Here is a 16604-nt window from a genome sequence, read left to right as displayed (position 1 = left end):
ACCCGCGAATTATACGCGGGTTCTTTGGTATTGCCTAACGGCGTACGGTGCGTTCAGTCGGCTTCTTCGATCCAGGCCGCTTGAATGGCTTCAAGCACCTTCTCGCCACCGCGAGCAGCGTCATCATTGAACTCCGGCAACGCCAGCACCCATTGGTGCAGATCGACGAAGTTCACGTAACGCGGATCCACATCCGGCTTGCTTTCAGCCAGCTGGATCGCGATTTCCAGCACATCAACCCATTTAAGACTCATGACAGTTCCTTGAATCAATGCGGCGCTTCGGCTGCATGGTTGAGCGAGTATTTAGGAATTTCGACGGTCAGGTCTTCAGTCCCGACGACTGCCTGGCAGGTCAGGCGCGATTGAGCTTCCAGACCCCAGGCCCGATCAAGATAGTCCTCTTCCAGCTCATCGGCCTCATTCAGCGAGTCGAAGCCTTCGCGAATGATGCAGTGACAGGTGGTGCAGGCACAAACGCCGCCGCAGGCGCTCTCGATCTCGATATGGTTGTCGTGGGCCACTTCAAGAATGGACTTGCCGGTCTCAGCCTCTACAACCATACCGTCCGGGCAATGCTCGGCGTGTGGCAGAAAAATGATCTGCGGCATCAGTTATTCCTCGATTTCATTCAGGTTGCGCCCCGCCAGAGCGGCTTTCACCGTCGAGTCCAGGCGGCGGGCAGCAAAGGCATCGGTCACTTGCGACAGACGCTTGGTCTGCTGCTCGATGGCGTAGCCATCGGTGCCTTTCATCAATTCGGTCAGTTCCTGCATCTGCAACTCGATGACCATGCGCTCTTCGGCGTCGAGCAGACGCTCGCCGTCGACATCGAGGGCGCCCTGCACCGCTTCGATCAAACGCTGGGCATCGACTTGCTGCTCACGCAGTACACGGGCGACCTTGTCGTCGTTGGCGTGCTGGAACGAATCCTTGAGCATGCGGGCGATTTCGCCGTCGGTCAGACCGTAGGACGGCTTGACCTGGATACTGGCTTCAACGCCCGAACCCAGTTCACGGGCCGCAACACTGAGCAGACCGTCAGCATCGACCTGGAAGGTCACGCGAATCTTCGCCGCACCCGCCACCATGGCTGGAATGCCGCGCAATTCGAAGCGCGCCAGGGAACGGCAATCGCTGATCAGCTCGCGCTCGCCCTGCAGCACATGAATCATCATGGCCGACTGACCATCTTTATAGGTCGTGAAGTCTTGAGCGCGGGCGACAGGGATCGTGGTGTTACGCGGAATCACCTTCTCCATCAGGCCACCCATGGTTTCCAGCCCCAGGGACAACGGAATCACGTCGAGCAGCAGCAACTCGCCGCCATCGCGCTTGTTGCCCGCCAAGGTATCGGCCTGGATCGCAGCGCCAATCGCCACCACTTGATCCGGATCGATCTCGGTCAACGGCTGACGACCAAAGGCCTCAGCTACGGCGTCGCGAACACGCGGCACGCGGGTCGAACCGCCGACCATCACCACCGCTTTCACGTCTTCCAACTCGATACCGGAATCACGCACAGCGCGACGGCAGGCTTTCAGGCTGCGAGCAACCATCGGCTCGATCAGCGCATCAAAGGCTTCGCGGGTCAGCGCGGATTTCCAGTCACCATAGGCAACTTCAACCGTCGCCGCATGAGTCAGGGCTTCTTTGGCCGCGCAGGCGGTTTGCAGCAGATGACGTTGCGCACCTGGATCGAGATCAGCGGACAAACCCGCGCTCTCGATGATCCAGCCAGCAATCGCGTGATCGAAGTCATCACCGCCCAGGGCGCTGTCGCCACCGGTTGCCAGCACTTCAAATACGCCGCCGGTCAGACGCAGAATCGAAATATCGAAGGTGCCGCCGCCCAGGTCGTAAATGGCAACCAGCCCTTCGGCGTGTTGGTCCAGACCATAAGCCACCGCCGCAGCGGTTGGCTCATTGAGCAAACGCAGCACGTTCAGGCCGGCCAGCTTGGCCGCATCCTTGGTTGCCTGGCGCTGTGCGTCATCGAAATAAGCCGGAACGGTGATCACCGCGCCAACCAGTTCGCCGCCCAGCGTCAACTCGGCGCGCTGACGCAGCACCTTGAGGATATCGGCGGACACTTCGACCGGACTTTTCGGCCCTTGCACGGTGTCGATGAACGGCATGTGCGACTCGCCATCGACAAAGCGGTACGGCAACTGCTCGCCCAATTGCTTGACGTCGGACAGACCACGACCCATCAAGCGCTTGACCGACAACACCGTGTTCAGCGGATCGGTAGCCGCTGCCAGTTTGGCGGACTCGCCGACCTCGACACGGTCAGCGTGATAGCGCACCGCAGACGGCAGAATGACCTGCCCGTCAGCGTCGGCCAGTGGCTCGGAAAGACCACTGCGCAGCGCAGCGACCAGCGAATTGGTAGTGCCCAAGTCGATCCCCACAGCCAGACGACGCTGGTGCGGTTGAGGACTTTGGCCGGGTTCGGCGATCTGCAGTAGGGCCATCGTTATCAGGACTTATCTGTATATCAGGCGTGCGACCGAGGCGGCACTGGGTTAATCGTCGAGGCGCTCTTCTAACTGGCGCACTTCGTAGGTGAGCTTGTCGAGGAACTGCATGCGCCGCATCAGGCGTTCAGCCTGTTCACGTTGCGCCGCATCATTCCAGCAAGCTGCGAAGCTTTCGTTCAGTTCATCCTGAGCGACCTTCAGGCGGCGCTTGAATACCACAATCCCGGCCAGATCGGCACTGTCTTGCAGGTCTTCGAGCTCTTCACGCCATTGCATCTGCTGCAGAAGAAATTCCGGATCATGCACCGTGACCTCCAGCGGCAGCTCGCGCCCCCCATGGCGAGCAGGTAACGCGCGCGTTTGGGGGGATTTTTGAGCGTCTGGTAGGCCTCGTTGAGGCTCGCGGATTGCTCTAGCGCCAGCCGTTGCTCACGCTCGGAAGCATCAGCAAAGCGGTCTGGATGAACGCCGCGCGCCAACTCACGGTAGCGCGTAGCCAGCTGATCGAGATCCAGAGTGAAGCTCGGTTGCAGCTCAAATAAAGCGAAATGACAAGGAGTACCCACGAGCAGCCTCAGATGTTGAAGCTTTCGCCGCAGCCACACTCACCGCGCACGTTGGGATTATTGAACTTGAAGCCTTCGTTCAACCCTTCCTTGACGAAATCGAGCTCGGTGCCGTCCAGGTAAGCCAGGCTTTTCGGATCGATGATCACTTTCTCGCCGTGACTGACGAATACCTGATCGTCCGCCCCTACCTCATCGACAAACTCCAGCACGTAGGCAAGGCCGGAACAGCCCGTGGTGCGAACACCCAGACGAATCCCATCACCCTTGCCGCGCCCGTCGAGGGAGCGTCGCACGTGCTGAGCAGCCGCTTCTGTCATGCTGATAGCCATCGGTGACTCCTTACTCGTCGCCAAATCTTGAAAGTCAGATCAAGCCTTTTTTCTGCTTGTAATCGCGAACGGCCGCCTTGATGGCGTCTTCCGCGAGTACCGAGCAGTGGATTTTCACTGGCGGCAAGGCCAGTTCTTCAGCCAGCTGGGTGTTCTTGATGGTCTCTGCTTCATCCAGAGTCTTGCCCTTCATCCACTCGGTAGCGAGGGAGCTGGAAGCAATGGCAGAGCCGCAGCCGTAGGTCTTGAACTTGGCGTCTTCGATGATGCCCTGCTCGTTGACCTTGATTTGCAGGCGCATAACGTCGCCGCACGCCGGAGCGCCGACCATGCCGGTGCCGACATCAGGATCTTCCGCGTCCATCTTGCCGACGTTACGCGGGTTCTCGTAGTGGTCGATGACCTTTTCGCTGTAAGCCATGATTATTCCTCACTCATCAGATAGTCGCTCTTTGGGCTCTGCAAGCCAACTTTTCAATACACCTTGCAGAGCCCGTGTGCGGCGACTTAATTCGTTAGTGTGCCGCCCACTCGATCTTCGAAATGTCGACGCCGTCTTTGTACATGTCCCACAGCGGCGACAGAGCGCGCAGCTTGGTGACGGCCTCGCAGACTTTCTGCGCGGCATAATCGATTTCTTCTTCAGTGGAGAAGCGGCCGAAGGTAAAGCGAATCGAGCTGTGTGCCAGTTCGTCGTTGCGGCCCAGGGCGCGCAGTACGTACGAAGGCTCAAGGGACGCCGAGGTGCAGGCCGAACCGGATGATACCGCCAGATCCTTGAGCGCCATGATCAGCGACTCGCCTTCAACGTAGTTGAAGCTCAGGTTCAGGTTGTGCGGAACGCGGGCCGTCAGGCTGCCGTTGACGTACAGCTCTTCGAGGCCTTCGACCTGCTTGAAGAAACGGTCGCTCAAGGCTTTGATACGGACGTTTTCGGCAGCCATGTCTTCCTTGGCCACACGGAACGCTTCGCCCATGCCAACGATCTGGTGGGTGGCCAGGGTGCCGGAACGCATGCCGCGCTCGTGACCGCCGCCGTGCATGGTCGCTTCAAGGCGAACACGCGGCTTGCGGCTTACGTACAGCGCGCCGATGCCTTTAGGGCCGTAGGTTTTGTGAGCCGAGAAGGACATCAGATCGACCTTCAGCTTTTGCAGGTCGATCTCGACCTTGCCGGTGGACTGCGCAGCGTCGACGTGAAACAGGATGCCCTTGGAGCGGGTCAGCTCGCCGATGGCTGCGATGTCGTTGATCGTGCCGATTTCGTTGTTCACGTGCATGACCGACACCAGGATGGTGTCATCGCGCAGTGCAGCTTCGATCATCTCAGGCGTCACCAGACCGTCTTCACGAGGATCGAGGTAGGTGACTTCAAAACCTTCGCGCTCCAGTTGGCGCATGGTGTCGAGGACAGCCTTGTGTTCGATCTTGGTGGTGATCAGGTGCTTGCCTTTGGTGCTATAGAAATGCGCGACACCCTTGATTGCCAGGTTGTCGGACTCGGTGGCACCGGAGGTCCAGACGATTTCACGCGGGTCGGCGTTGACCAGGTCAGCGACCTGGCGGCGAGCGTTTTCGACCGATTCTTCGGCTTTCCAGCCGAACACGTGGGAGCGGGACGCCGGGTTACCGAAGTTTCCGTCGACCAGCAGGCATTCACTCATCTTTTGCGCGACACGCGGATCAACCGGGGTGGTCGCAGAGTAATCAAGGTAAATCGGCAATTTCATGGACTCTCTCCTAAATCAGGCTGGCTGGCGTGCCGCTAGCTCTTTGGCTGTCATTCGACGGCGGACGCTTCAATCTTGTCCAGACTCGGTGTCTTGCTGTTGCAACGACGCTGGTCCTGACGCTGGGCTACTTCTTGTACCTCACGGCGAGTGACAAGGTCAGCCAAGCTGATACCGCTCAGAAATTCGTGGATTTGCAGGCTTAGATCACACCACAAGTGGTGGGTCAGGCAGGTGTCGCCACCATGGCAATCACCCAGGCCCTGGCATTTGGTTGCATCGACCGATTCGTTGACCGCATCGATCACCTGAGCGACCTGGATGCCCTGCATGTCACGCGATAGCTGGTAGCCACCGCCTGGTCCACGGACACTGGAAACCAGATTGCTGCGGCGCAACTTGGCGAAAAGCTGTTCAAGGTAGGACAGGGAAATGCCTTGGCGCTCAGAGATATCGGCCAGGGACACCGGCCCGTGCTGCGCGTGCAACGCCAGATCAAGCATGGCGGTGACCGCGTATCGGCCTTTAGTAGTCAGTCGCATGGACAATTACCACGGAGTTTCGGAATGGAGGCGAGTATGCAATTCCCGAGTATTTAAGTCAACTTTAAGACCTAGTACTTTAGTCAGGTTTACCCGCAAAAGAGCGCGCAAATGATAGCAGCATCTGTGGCGCAATAGCACACCCGCCGCACGCAGTTCGATATGCCGGCCGGATCTGGATCTGGATCTGGATCTGGATCTGGATCTGTAGGAGCTGCCGAAGGCTGCGATCTTTTCAAGATTTAGAAGATCAAAAGATCGCAGCCTTCGGCAGCTCCTACGCCGGGCACTCAGTTGGCCTGGCTTTCATCCTTGTCTTTTACACAGGCGAAGTCTTCTTCGCGCAGCTCAGGCAAGTCTTTGGCACAGTAAGGGCTGCCCAGATCCTTGAGCGCACCGCACATGCCTTCCAGTCGACTATCGACCGCTTGCAAGTGATCCAGCAACTGACCGATGGCACGCGCCACCGGGTCCGGCATGTCTTCACCGACACCATAGGCATCAAAACCAATCTTCTCGGCCATGGCCTTGCGCTTGGCCTCCAGCTCATCATCGGACTTGACGATAATCCGCCCGGGAATCCCGACCACTGTCGCCCCTGCCGGCACAGCCTTGGTCACCACCGCATTGGAACCCACCTTGGCACCAGCACCCACAGTGAACGGACCCAACACCTTGGCGCCCGCCCCGACCACCACACCGTCTTCCAGCGTCGGATGGCGCTTGCCTTTGTTCCAACTGGTACCGCCAAGGGTCACGCCCTGATACAGCGTCACGTCATTGCCGATTTCAGCGGTTTCGCCGATGACAATGCCCATGCCGTGGTCAATAAAGAAACGCCGCCCCACCTTGGCGCCCGGATGAATCTCGATCCCGGTCAACCAGCGACCGAAGTTCGACACCAACCGCGCCAGCCATTTCCAGCCCATGCCCCATAGAGCAGCAGACAGTCGATGAATCCAGATGGCGTGCATGCCCGGATAGCAGGTCAGCACCTCAAACGCATTACGTGCCGCCGGGTCACGGTGGAAAACGCTCTGGATATCTTCACGCAAACGCTCGAACATCATTAATCCTTCCGCTTAAGAAGCTCACCACGGGCCGCTTTTTGGGTTTCCGTGAGGATGCCACGCAAAATATTCATTTCCGCCCGGCTGACCGAGCTTCGTCCGTACAACCGACGCAGGCGCGCCATCAAGTGCCGTGGTTTTTCCGGATCAAGAAACTCGATGGCCACCAGCGTTTGCTCCAGGTGCTCATAGAATCGCTCCAACTCATCCATGGTCGCCAGTTCACCACTTTTGGTGGACGCCACTTCATCCTTCTCGACCTTGCTCGGCTGACCTTCGGCCGCCAGCCAGGACATGCGCACTTCATAGCTCAACACCTGCACCGCCGCCCCAAGGTTCAGCGAACTGAACTCAGGGTCTGACGGGATGTGCACGTGATAATGACATCGCTGCAACTCTTCATTGGTCAGGCCGGAATCTTCACGGCCAAATACCAAAGCAATCTCGGCGCCTTGCGCCGCCTCCTCAACCACCTTCACCCCGCATTCACGAGGATCGAGCAGCGGCCAAGGGATACGACGGTCACGAGCGCTGGTGCCCAGCACCAGATTGCAGCCGACCAGCGCATCTTCCAGCGTGGCGACGACTTGGGCGTTTTCCAGGATGTCACCGGCACCGGAGGCCCGTGCATCCGCCTCGTGATGCGGAAACAAGCGCGGCTCGACCAGCACCAGTCGCGACAGGCCCATGTTCTTCATGGCACGCGCAGCCCCTCCGATATTCCCCGGATGGCTGGTATTGACCAGGACGACACGAATGTTCTGCAGCAAGGGAGGTGCTCTCTGACAGGGAAATGGGGAGCAAATCTTACAGAGCATCCTACCGTTAAGCTATGAAAGCGAACGTCGTCCTTCACCTGTAGAAACTTTCTGATAGAATGCTCGGCTTTCTTTAACAACCTTAGGTGACACATCCATGCAGCCCATGCTGAATATCGCGCTGCGCGCCGCCCGCAGCGCCAGTGAATTGATCTTCCGCTCCATCGAGCGCCTGGATACCATCAAGGTCGACGAAAAAGACGCCAAGGACTATGTGTCCGAAGTGGATCGCGCTGCCGAACAGAAAATCATCGACGCGCTGCGCAAGGCCTACCCGACTCACGGCATTCTCGGTGAAGAAACCGGCATGCACGCTGGCAGCGGCGAAGGCGAAGACTACCTGTGGATCATCGATCCACTGGACGGCACCACCAACTTCCTGCGCGGCATTCCTCACTTCGCTGTCAGCATCGCCTGCAAATATCGCGGTCGCCTGGAGCACGCTGTTGTTCTGGACCCGGTTCGCCAGGAAGAATTCACCGCCAGCCGTGGTCGTGGCGCTCAACTGAACGGTCGTCGCCTGCGCGTCAGCGGCCGCACCAGCCTGGACGGCGCCCTGCTGGGTACCGGCTTCCCGTTCCGTGACGACCAGATGGACAACCTCGACAACTACCTGGGCATGTTCCGCGCCCTGGTTGGCCAGACCGCCGGCATCCGTCGCGCCGGCTCGGCGAGCCTGGACCTGGCCTACGTAGCTGCCGGCCGTTTCGACGCATTTTGGGAGTCGGGCCTGTCCGAGTGGGACATGGCAGCAGGCGCCCTGCTGATTCAGGAAGCTGGCGGCCTGGTGAGCGACTTCACCGGCGGTCACGACTTCCTTGAAAAAGGCCACGTCGTTGCTGGTAACACCAAATGTTTCAAAGCAGTACTGACGGCCATCCAGCCGCACCTGCCAGCCTCGCTGAAACGCTAAGCGCCAGGCACAAAAAAGCACCCTTCGGGGTGCTTTTTTTATGCCTGAAATTTGATCTCGAAAACACCACACCCCCAAAGGATCGCAGCCTGCGGCAGCTCCTACGGATTCGACTGCTCGGCGTAGGAGCTGCCGCAGGCTGCGATCTTGGCGATCCTCTACGCGCCGAAAGCCTCCGGCTTTTTTGAAAATTTGACAATCAGCTCAACATCACTTCGCCGGTTCGTTCTGTCCCAGGATCAGATGACCGTCCTTGTCGACCGGAATCTGATTGCCCGGATCACGATCCATCCGCACCTTGCCTTCCTTGCCGCCCAGCGAATACCGAACGTCATAGCCTACGAGCTTGTCGCTGACGTCATTGACCGTTTCGCAACGCCTTTGCATCGTGGTGGTGGTATCACCGTTCTGCATGTGCTCCTGCACCTTGTTACCGGCATAACCGCCGCCAACCGCACCCGCCACGGTGGCGAGCTTCTTGCCATTACCGCCACCGACCATATTGCCCAACAGACCACCGCCGACCGCACCGAGTACCGTACCGAGGATCTGATGCTCGTCTTTTACCGGCGCCTGCCGGGTAACAGGCACCTCCCTGCACACTTCACGCGGAGTCTTGATCTGTGTTTTGACCGGATCAACTGCCAGTACTTGCGCATACTCAGGGCCGCCGCTTTTTACCAGGCTGTAGGTGGCAACAGCGCCTCCGGCAGTGACACCGACAGCACCCAATACCGCACCAACCAGTAACGACTTGTTCACATGAACCTCCTGACCATCACATGCGGGACATGCCCGCGCTTCTCCCAGCCTTGGAGCATAAAAAAAGGCGCGAGTTCAATACTCGCGCCTTTTGGGTATAAACAGGAGGAATGACGTCTTAAGGACGGTCGTCCACTTCCTTCTCGGTATTGGCAGGAGGAATCAGATCCTCGCTGCTCAGGTTCAGCCAGATCAGCACCACGTTGGCGATGTAGATCGACGAGTAAGTACCCGCCAGAACACCGATAAACAGCGCAATGGAGAAGCCGAACAGGTTGTCACCACCGAAGAACAGCAGCGCGGAGATCGCCAGCAAGGTAGAGATCGACGTCGCCATCGTCCGCAGCAGGGTTTGCGTGGTCGAGATGTTGATGTTCTCGATCAGGCTGGCCTTGCGCAGCACGCGGAAGTTCTCACGAACCCGGTCGAATACCACGATGGTGTCGTTGAGCGAGTAACCGATGATCGCCAGCACCGCCGCCAGCACCGTCAGGTCGAAGGTGATCTGGAAAAACGACAGGATACCCACGGTCACGATCACGTCGTGGATCAGCGAGACAATCGCACCGACCGCGAACTTCCACTGAAAGCGGAAAGCCAGGTAGATCAGAATGCCGCCCAGCGCCATCAGCATGCCGAGGCCGCCCTGGTCGCGCAGCTCTTCACCGACCTGCGGGCCCACGAACTCGACGCGCTTGACCACAGCCGCGTTGTCGCCGCCGACTTTCTGCAGCGCTTCAGCTACCTGGTGACCCAGTTGCGGGTCTTCGCCAGGCATACGCACCAGCAAATCGGTGGTAGCGCCGAAGCTCTGAACGATCGCTTCGTGATAACCCGCCTCAGTCAGCTGGGAGCGAACTTTCATGACGTCGGCCGGACGCTCGTAGGTCAGCTCGATGAGCGTACCGCCGGTGAAGTCCAGACCGTAGTTCATGCCCTTGTGGAAGCAGCTGAACAACGCCAGAGCGGTAAGGAACAATGTGACGCCGAACGCAACGTTGCGAACGCCCATGAAGTTGATAGTACGTAACATGGCAGCCCCTTAAATCCACAACTTCTTGAAGTCACGACCGCCGAAGATCAGGTTGACCATCGCGCGGGTCACCATGATGGCCGTGAACATCGAGGTAAAGATCCCGAGGGACATGGTCACTGCGAAGCCCTTCACCGGGCCGGTGCCCATGGCAAAGAGGATGCCGCCGACCAACAGGGTGGTCAGGTTGGCGTCGAGAATCGCAGTAAATGCCCGGCCGAAGCCTTCGTTGATTGCCCGCTGCACCGTCATGCCGGCCGCGATCTCTTCACGTATCCGCGAGAAGATCAGTACGTTGGCGTCGACCGCCATGCCCATGGTCAATACGATACCGGCGATACCTGGCAGGGTCAGCGTTGCCCCCAGCAGAGACATCAAGGCCAGCAGCAGCACCATGTTCACCGACAGCGCAACCGTGGCGATCACGCCGAAGAAGCGGTAGATGGCCATGATGAACAGCGAAACGAACAGCATGCCCCACAGCGACGCATCGACACCCTTGGTGATGTTGTCAGCACCCAGGCTTGGACCGATTGTGCGCTCTTCAGCAAAGTACATCGGTGCCGCCAGACCACCCGCGCGCAGCAGCAAGGCCAGCTCCGAGGACTCGCCCTGACCGTTCAGGCCAGTGATGCGGAACTGAGCACCCAGCGGCGACTGAATGGTCGCCAGGCTGATGATCTTCTTCTCTTCCTTGAAGGTCTGAACCGGCACGTCTTTCTCGACGCCGTTAACCATTTGCTTGACGTAAGTCGTCACCGGGCGCTGCTCGATGAAAATCACCGCCATGCTGCGACCGACGTTGGAACGCGTCGCACGGTTCATCAGCTCACCGCCGTGACCGTCCAGACGAATGTTCACTTCCGGCGTACCGTGCTCGCCGAAACCAGCCTTGGCGTCAGTCACCTGGTCGCCCGTGATGATCAGGCCACGCTCGATTTGCGCAGGAGGACGCTTGCCCTCACGGAACTCGAAGGTCTCGGAAGTGGCTTTCGAAGCACCCGGCTCAGCCGCCAGACGGAACTCGAGGTTGGCCGTCTTGCCGAGGATACGCTTGGCTTCGGCAGTGTCTTGCACGCCTGGCAGCTCAACCACGATGCGGTTGGCACCCTGGCGTTGAACGATAGGCTCGGCAACACCCAGCTCGTTGACGCGGTTACGCACCGTGGTCAAGTTCTGCTTGATGGAGTATTCGCGGATTTCCGCCAGCTTGGCCGGGGTCATCGCCAGACGCAGTACCGCCTGACCATTGAGGTCGGCCGGAACAATGTCGAAATCGTTGAAGTTCTTGCGGATCAGCGCACGGGCCTCTTCGCGGGAAGCTTCATCACTGAAACCCAGCTGAATGGCGCCATTGAGTTGCGGCAGGCTGCGATAGCGCAGACGCTCTTTACGCAACAGGCTCTTGACGTCGCCTTCGTAGACTTTCAGGCGGGCGTCGAGGGCTTTGTCCATGTCCACTTCGAGCAGGAAGTGCACACCACCGGACAAGTCCAGGCCCAGCTTCATCGGGTGCGCGCCGAGGGCACGCAGCCACTGCGGGGTCGTTTGTGCCAGGTTCAGCGCGACGACGTAGTCATCACCCAGTGCCTTGCGCACCACGTCTTTGGCTGGCAGCTGGTCTTCAGCCTTGGTCAGGCGCACCAAACCGCCCTTGCCATTGGCCGAAAGAGTGGCCGCCTTGACGTTGATCCCGGCGTCATTGAGCGCTTTGCTCACACGATCCAGATCCGCCTGATTAACCTGCAGCGCAGTACTTGCACCGCTGACCTGAATGGCCGGATCGTCAGGATAAAGATTGGGAGCGGAATAAATCAGACCGACCGCCAGCACCGCCAGGATCAGAATGTATTTCCACAGAGGGTATTTGTTCAGCATCACGCCGCCCGCTTATGACGCGGGGCGCCTTGCGCGCCCCGTCGATTGAGTAGAAGTTGGAACTTAGATCGCTTTTAGCGTGCCTTTTGGCAGCGTGGCGGCGATGGCGCCCTTTTGGAATTTCATTTCGACCGTGTCGGAAACTTCCAGAACAACGAAATCATCTGCCACTTTAGTGATCTTGCCGGCGATACCACCGGTGGTCACAACTTCGTCGCCTTTCTGCAGGCTGCTCAGCAGGTTCTTCTGCTCTTTGGCGCGCTTGGCCTGTGGACGCCAGATCATCAGGTAGAAGATGACCAGGAAGCCGACCAGGAAAATCCACTCAAAGCCGCCGCCCATCGGGCCTGCCGCAGGGGCAGCAGCATCAGCCATGGCATTAGAGATAAAAAAGCTCATTTAGCACTCCAGTTGCAAATGTTGAATCTTGGGGTCAGAAAACTCAGTCCAAAGGCGGCACAGGTAGCCCGCGTTTGGCGTAGAAGGCATCGACAAAGGCGGCCAATGTACCCTGTTGAATAGCCTCGCGCAAACCAGCCATAAGCACCTGGTAATGGCGCAAATTGTGGATGGTATTCAACATGCTACCCAGCATTTCGCCGCACTTGTCCAGGTGATGCAGATAAGCACGGGAGAAGTTCTGGCAGGTGTAGCAATCGCAGGTCGGATCGAGCGGCGAATCATCATGGCGATGGAACGCGTTACGAATCTTCAGCACGCCAGTATCTATGAACAAGTGCCCATTGCGGGCATTACGGGTTGGCATCACGCAATCGAACATGTCCACACCGCGGCGCACACCCTCAACCAAGTCTTCCGGTTTGCCAACGCCCATAAGGTAACGAGGTTTGTCAGCCGGCATCTGGCCTGGCAGGTAATCGAGCACCTTGATCATCTCGTGCTTGGGCTCGCCGACCGACAGACCGCCGATCGCCAGGCCATCAAAGCCGATCTTGTCGAGGCCTTCCAGCGAGCGCATGCGCAGGTCCTGGTGCATACCGCCCTGAACGATGCCGAACAGCGCCGCAGTGTTGTCGCCATGAGCGTTTTTCGAACGCTGAGCCCAGCGCAACGACAGCTCCATCGACACCCGCGCTACATCTTCGTCGGCCGGGTACGGCGTGCATTCGTCGAAAATCATCACGATGTCGGAGCCCAGGTCGCGCTGAACCTGCATCGACTCTTCCGGGCCCATGAACACTTTCGCGCCATCAACCGGCGAGGCGAAGGTCACGCCCTCCTCCTTGATCTTGCGCATGGCGCCCAGGCTGAACACCTGGAAACCACCGGAGTCGGTCAGAATCGGGCCTTTCCACTGCATGAAATCGTGCAGGTCGCCGTGCTTCTTGATCACTTCCGTGCCAGGACGCAGCCACAGGTGAAAGGTATTGCCCAGAATGATCTCGGCGCCCGTCGCGGTGATGTCCCGCGGCAGCATGCCCTTGACCGTGCCGTAAGTGCCCACTGGCATGAACGCCGGGGTCTCGACGGTACCGCGCGGGAAGGTCAGGCGACCACGGCGAGCCTTGCCGTCGGTGGCCAATAGCTCAAATGACATACGACTGGTGCGACTCATGCTTGATCCTCTGGGCCGCGTGGCGCGGGATTACGGGTGATGAACATCGCATCACCGTAGCTGAAAAAGCGGTATCCATGCTCGACGGCGGCCTTGTAGGCGGCCATGGTCTCGGGATAACCGACGAACGCCGAAACCAGCATCAACAACGTGGATTCGGGCAAATGAAAGTTGGTCACCAGGGCATCGACCACATGGAACGGCCGGCCTGGGTAGATAAAGATATCGGTGTCGCCGCTGAACGGCTTGAGCACGCCATCGCGGGCGGCGCTTTCCAGCGAACGCACGCTGGTGGTCCCCACCGCCACCACTCGCCCGCCACGCGCACGGCACGCAGCGACCGCATCCACCACGTCCTGGCCGACTTCCAGCCATTCGCTGTGCATGTGATGGTCTTCGATCTTCTCGACGCGCACCGGTTGAAAGGTGCCAGCGCCGACGTGCAAGGTCACGAACGCCGTCTCGACGCCCTTGGCGGCAATCGCCTCGAGCAACGGCTGATCGAAATGCAGCCCCGCCGTCGGTGCTGCCACCGCGCCCAAACGCTCGGCGTAGACCGTCTGATAACGCTCGCGGTCCGAACCTTCGTCCGGGCGGTCTATATAAGGAGGCAGCGGCATGTGCCCGACGCGGTCGAGCAACGGCAGCACTTCTTCAGCGAACCCCAGCTCGAACAACGCATCATGACGCGCGAGCATTTCAGCTTCGCCACCGCCGTCGATGAGGATCTTCGAACCCGGCTTCGGCGACTTGCTGGAACGCACATGGGCCAGCACGCGATGACTGTCGAGCACCCGCTCCACCAGGATTTCCAGCTTGCCGCCGGAAGCTTTCTGGCCAAACAGCCGCGCCGGAATCACCCGGGTATTGTTGAACACCATCAAATCGCCCGGGCGCAAATGCTCAAGCAAATCAGTGAATTGACGGTGTGCCAGAGCGCCGCTGAGCCCATCCAGGGTCAACAGGCGACTGCCGCGCCGCTCGGCCAAAGGGTGGCGAGCGATCAGCGAATCAGGGAGTTCGAAAGTAAAGTCAGCAACGCGCATGATGGGGTTCGTCTAGCAGGGCCGGGAAGTCTAGCGGAATAATCAAAAATTCTCCATGTACCTGATTGACCAACGGTTATCACCTCTCTATACTCCGCGGCCATTAAGCCCTGATGGCGGAATTGGTAGACGCGGCGGATTCAAAATCCGTTTTCGAAAGGAGTGGGAGTTCGAGTCTCCCTCGGGGCACCAAAATTAAGAAAGGTCTTGCTTAGCAAGGCCTTTTTTTTCGCCTATAGAAAAGTGAGCCAGCCTCCCCCTCCGTAGGAGCTGCCGAAGGCTGCGATCTTTTGATCTTAAAATCCTCACCCGGCAGGAAATTTCTCAAGGATTCCCCCATGGAATTGCCACTGGAAACAGTCGCCCTCTTCTCCCTCAAGCTCGCTTACGAAACGGAAGGTCAAAGCCCGATCCTGCGCGACGACCTGATGATGAGCGATTATGAGAGGGAGGTATTCGGCTTGCTGATACGCAGAGGTGACGTCACGACTATCAAGGTCAAAGTGGCTGAATGCGTGGGGCTGGCGCTTGAGGCGATAGGTGGGGCTGGTACGCCACTGGGTCGAGAACTGGATAGATTGTCGGTTGATTTCAGCGCGGCGCAGACGCTGGAGCAACTTGACGCCCCGCTCATAGCGCTTAAGGATTACTTGAAAGATATTCAGTGAATGATCGGGTTGGGGGCAAGTTTGGTGCCCCTTTACACCGACTGATACTGGGCAGAGGTTTGGCTGAAATGAAAATGGACCTCTGCCCTTTTCTCTGTCCCCTTTTCTCTCAATCCCACCGTCACCCCGGTAGGAGCTGCCGAAGGCTGCGATCTTTTGATCTCGGGAAATACAGAGAACGACAACGATTATGGGTGTGAGAAAACGTGATCTGTCCCTGTCTTTTTAAGATGACATACATCTCGCGATCTCCAGCTTTACCCGATCACTAAAGTCCGCGAGAGCACGGTAACGGTACGGGTGGCCACAGGGGAATACGTGACAGACCACGATTACGGGTGTGAGTAAAACGTAATCTGCCCCTCCCTTTTCCTGCTCAAACTTGAAATGGGCGACCTGAACAAGGTCGCCCATTTTTCATACCAACAGCACCTGCGCCTGCAATCGTCGCCCAACCACGTCCAGCAAATCGCAGCCATCGCGCAGTGAAGTCACCAGCACCCGTGCCAGTTCACTGTGAATACCCTCGCCCACAGCAATGTTCTCCAACAATTAGGTCGCGGTGCGGATGCGGTAGGCGGCGGTTTCGTGCAGTACGTCGAGTGGCGCTTGGGTATCGATCAGCAGTGACGGGACGGTGCAGTCAATGCCGGTGACTGGCATGTATCGATCCATGACAAACCTCCATTGGGTAAACGAGCGCGGCCACTCAGTGGTGGACGGTGGGCTGACTCTCACCTGTGCCATCGGGCTGGTCGAGGTGGTCTAGCGCTCGGTTTACCAACAACTCCGCCAACACGGTCAACTGTTGCATCGCCAGTGCCACATTGCGCCGCGAGCCTTCGAGTTCGAACGCCAGGTCGGTGGTCATGGCGTTGATCGAGGCGAGGGTTTCGCTGGCGTGGACCAGTAAGGTTGGCGTGTCTACGTCGGGGACGATGGTGAATACATGGCTGACGGGATCAGGGTGACTGGGGTTACGCAAACGGGCACTGACGGCGCGTTGGGCGGTTTCGGAGAGTTCTATTGGATCGAGGTCTTCTGGTGTTGAGAGCGACGGGGTTTCAAGTGGATTTCGGGTAGTTTTTTTCATAAGGAATCTCCAGGATTTTCAGGATCCCTGCGTTTTTTCGGTCTGTCAAAACCGTCCGCTCGGCTGCTGCGAAGACAGGAGATTATCTTCCTGGA

At 58.5% G+C, this 16604-nt stretch carries 18 protein-coding genes, 1 tRNA gene and 2 pseudogenes; 3 read left to right on the top strand and 18 right to left on the bottom strand.

What is annotated here, in order from left to right:
- Positions 1-53: 53 nt before the first annotated feature.
- The 10 genes and pseudogenes from iscX to trmJ form a co-directional block, all read right to left on the bottom strand.
- Positions 54-254, bottom strand: coding sequence for a Fe-S cluster assembly protein IscX (gene iscX, locus BLL42_RS19315; RefSeq protein WP_071553503.1), 201 nt, complete (start codon positions 252-254; stop codon positions 54-56).
- Between the two features lie 14 nt (positions 255-268).
- Entirely contained in the window at positions 269-610 is a 342-nt protein-coding gene (fdx, locus tag BLL42_RS19310) for an ISC system 2Fe-2S type ferredoxin (RefSeq protein ID WP_071553502.1), read from the bottom strand.
- Positions 611-613: 3 nt separating this feature from the next.
- Positions 614-2476 (bottom strand): Fe-S protein assembly chaperone HscA, encoded by a 1863-nt coding sequence (hscA, locus tag BLL42_RS19305; protein ID WP_071553501.1) that lies wholly within the window; start codon positions 2474-2476, stop codon positions 614-616.
- Positions 2477-2527: 51 nt separating this feature from the next.
- A pseudogene (gene hscB, locus BLL42_RS19300) lies at positions 2528-3048 on the bottom strand (co-chaperone HscB).
- 8 nt (positions 3049-3056) lie between these two features.
- Positions 3057-3380: an iron-sulfur cluster assembly protein IscA gene (gene iscA / locus BLL42_RS19295; protein ID WP_019693468.1), complete on the bottom strand. Its 324-nt coding sequence runs from the start codon at positions 3378-3380 to the stop codon at positions 3057-3059.
- A 34-nt stretch (positions 3381-3414) separates the two neighbouring features.
- Positions 3415-3801, bottom strand: coding sequence for a Fe-S cluster assembly scaffold IscU (gene iscU, locus BLL42_RS19290; RefSeq protein ID WP_003443374.1), 387 nt, complete (start codon positions 3799-3801; stop codon positions 3415-3417).
- Positions 3802-3895: 94 nt separating this feature from the next.
- Positions 3896-5110 carry an IscS subfamily cysteine desulfurase gene (locus BLL42_RS19285; protein ID WP_071553500.1) on the bottom strand — a complete coding sequence of 405 codons (1215 nt, stop codon included), beginning with the start codon at positions 5108-5110 and terminating at the stop codon, positions 3896-3898.
- A gap of 50 nt (positions 5111-5160) precedes the next feature.
- Positions 5161-5652 (bottom strand): Fe-S cluster assembly transcriptional regulator IscR, encoded by a 492-nt coding sequence (gene iscR, locus BLL42_RS19280; protein ID WP_071553499.1) that lies wholly within the window; start codon positions 5650-5652, stop codon positions 5161-5163.
- 290 nt (positions 5653-5942) lie between these two features.
- Positions 5943-6719, bottom strand: coding sequence for a serine O-acetyltransferase (cysE, locus tag BLL42_RS19275; protein WP_071553498.1), 777 nt, complete (start codon positions 6717-6719; stop codon positions 5943-5945).
- A gap of 2 nt (positions 6720-6721) precedes the next feature.
- Complete coding sequence (gene trmJ, locus BLL42_RS19270; protein ID WP_071553497.1) at positions 6722-7492, bottom strand: tRNA (cytosine(32)/uridine(32)-2'-O)-methyltransferase TrmJ; 771 nt, start codon at positions 7490-7492, stop codon at positions 6722-6724.
- Between the two features lie 145 nt (positions 7493-7637).
- On the opposite strand from trmJ, the gene suhB reads away from it, so the two are divergent.
- On the top strand, positions 7638-8453 hold the full coding sequence (gene suhB / locus BLL42_RS19265) for a type III secretion system regulator SuhB (protein WP_071553496.1): 816 nt from the start codon (positions 7638-7640) through the stop codon (positions 8451-8453).
- Between the two features lie 210 nt (positions 8454-8663).
- Here suhB and BLL42_RS19260 read toward each other — a convergent pair whose 3' ends face one another.
- The 6 genes from BLL42_RS19260 to queA all read right to left on the bottom strand — a co-directional run bounded on the left by BLL42_RS19260 (position 8664) and on the right by queA (position 14748).
- Entirely contained in the window at positions 8664-9215 is a 552-nt protein-coding gene (locus tag BLL42_RS19260; RefSeq protein WP_071553495.1) for a glycine zipper 2TM domain-containing protein, read from the bottom strand.
- Positions 9216-9333: 118 nt separating this feature from the next.
- Positions 9334-10248 carry a protein translocase subunit SecF gene (gene secF / locus BLL42_RS19255; RefSeq protein ID WP_071553494.1) on the bottom strand — a complete coding sequence of 305 codons (915 nt, stop codon included), beginning with the start codon at positions 10246-10248 and terminating at the stop codon, positions 9334-9336.
- 9 nt (positions 10249-10257) lie between these two features.
- The gene (gene secD / locus BLL42_RS19250) at positions 10258-12126 is read right to left on the bottom strand and encodes a protein translocase subunit SecD (RefSeq protein WP_071553493.1); all 1869 of its coding nucleotides are present in this window, start codon (positions 12124-12126) and stop codon (positions 10258-10260) included.
- Positions 12127-12189: 63 nt separating this feature from the next.
- The gene (gene yajC, locus BLL42_RS19245; RefSeq protein WP_007982729.1) at positions 12190-12525 is read right to left on the bottom strand and encodes a preprotein translocase subunit YajC; all 336 of its coding nucleotides are present in this window, start codon (positions 12523-12525) and stop codon (positions 12190-12192) included.
- A gap of 43 nt (positions 12526-12568) precedes the next feature.
- Complete coding sequence (gene tgt, locus BLL42_RS19240; RefSeq protein ID WP_162130630.1) at positions 12569-13684, bottom strand: tRNA guanosine(34) transglycosylase Tgt; 1116 nt, start codon at positions 13682-13684, stop codon at positions 12569-12571.
- 14 nt (positions 13685-13698) lie between these two features.
- Positions 13699-14748, bottom strand: a complete 1050-nt coding sequence (gene queA / locus BLL42_RS19235; protein ID WP_071553492.1) for a tRNA preQ1(34) S-adenosylmethionine ribosyltransferase-isomerase QueA — start codon at positions 14746-14748, stop codon at positions 13699-13701.
- A 107-nt stretch (positions 14749-14855) separates the two neighbouring features.
- On the opposite strand from queA, the gene BLL42_RS19230 reads away from it, so the two are divergent.
- Both BLL42_RS19230 and BLL42_RS19225 read left to right on the top strand, forming a co-directional pair.
- Positions 14856-14940 (top strand) — tRNA-Leu (locus BLL42_RS19230).
- Between the two features lie 146 nt (positions 14941-15086).
- Positions 15087-15416, top strand: coding sequence for a hypothetical protein (locus tag BLL42_RS19225; RefSeq protein ID WP_071553491.1), 330 nt, complete (start codon positions 15087-15089; stop codon positions 15414-15416).
- A gap of 417 nt (positions 15417-15833) precedes the next feature.
- Here BLL42_RS19225 and BLL42_RS19220 read toward each other — a convergent pair.
- Positions 15834-16091: pseudogene (locus BLL42_RS19220) on the bottom strand (hypothetical protein).
- Between the two features lie 34 nt (positions 16092-16125).
- Positions 16126-16509 (bottom strand): DUF6124 family protein, encoded by a 384-nt coding sequence (locus BLL42_RS19215; RefSeq protein WP_071553490.1) that lies wholly within the window; start codon positions 16507-16509, stop codon positions 16126-16128.
- Between the last annotated feature and the right edge of the window lie 95 nt (positions 16510-16604).

The organism is Pseudomonas frederiksbergensis, from assembly GCF_001874645.1.
GTDB lineage: Bacteria > Pseudomonadota > Gammaproteobacteria > Pseudomonadales > Pseudomonadaceae > Aquipseudomonas > Aquipseudomonas frederiksbergensis_B.
This window is presented reverse-complemented; position numbering and strand designations above follow the sequence as displayed.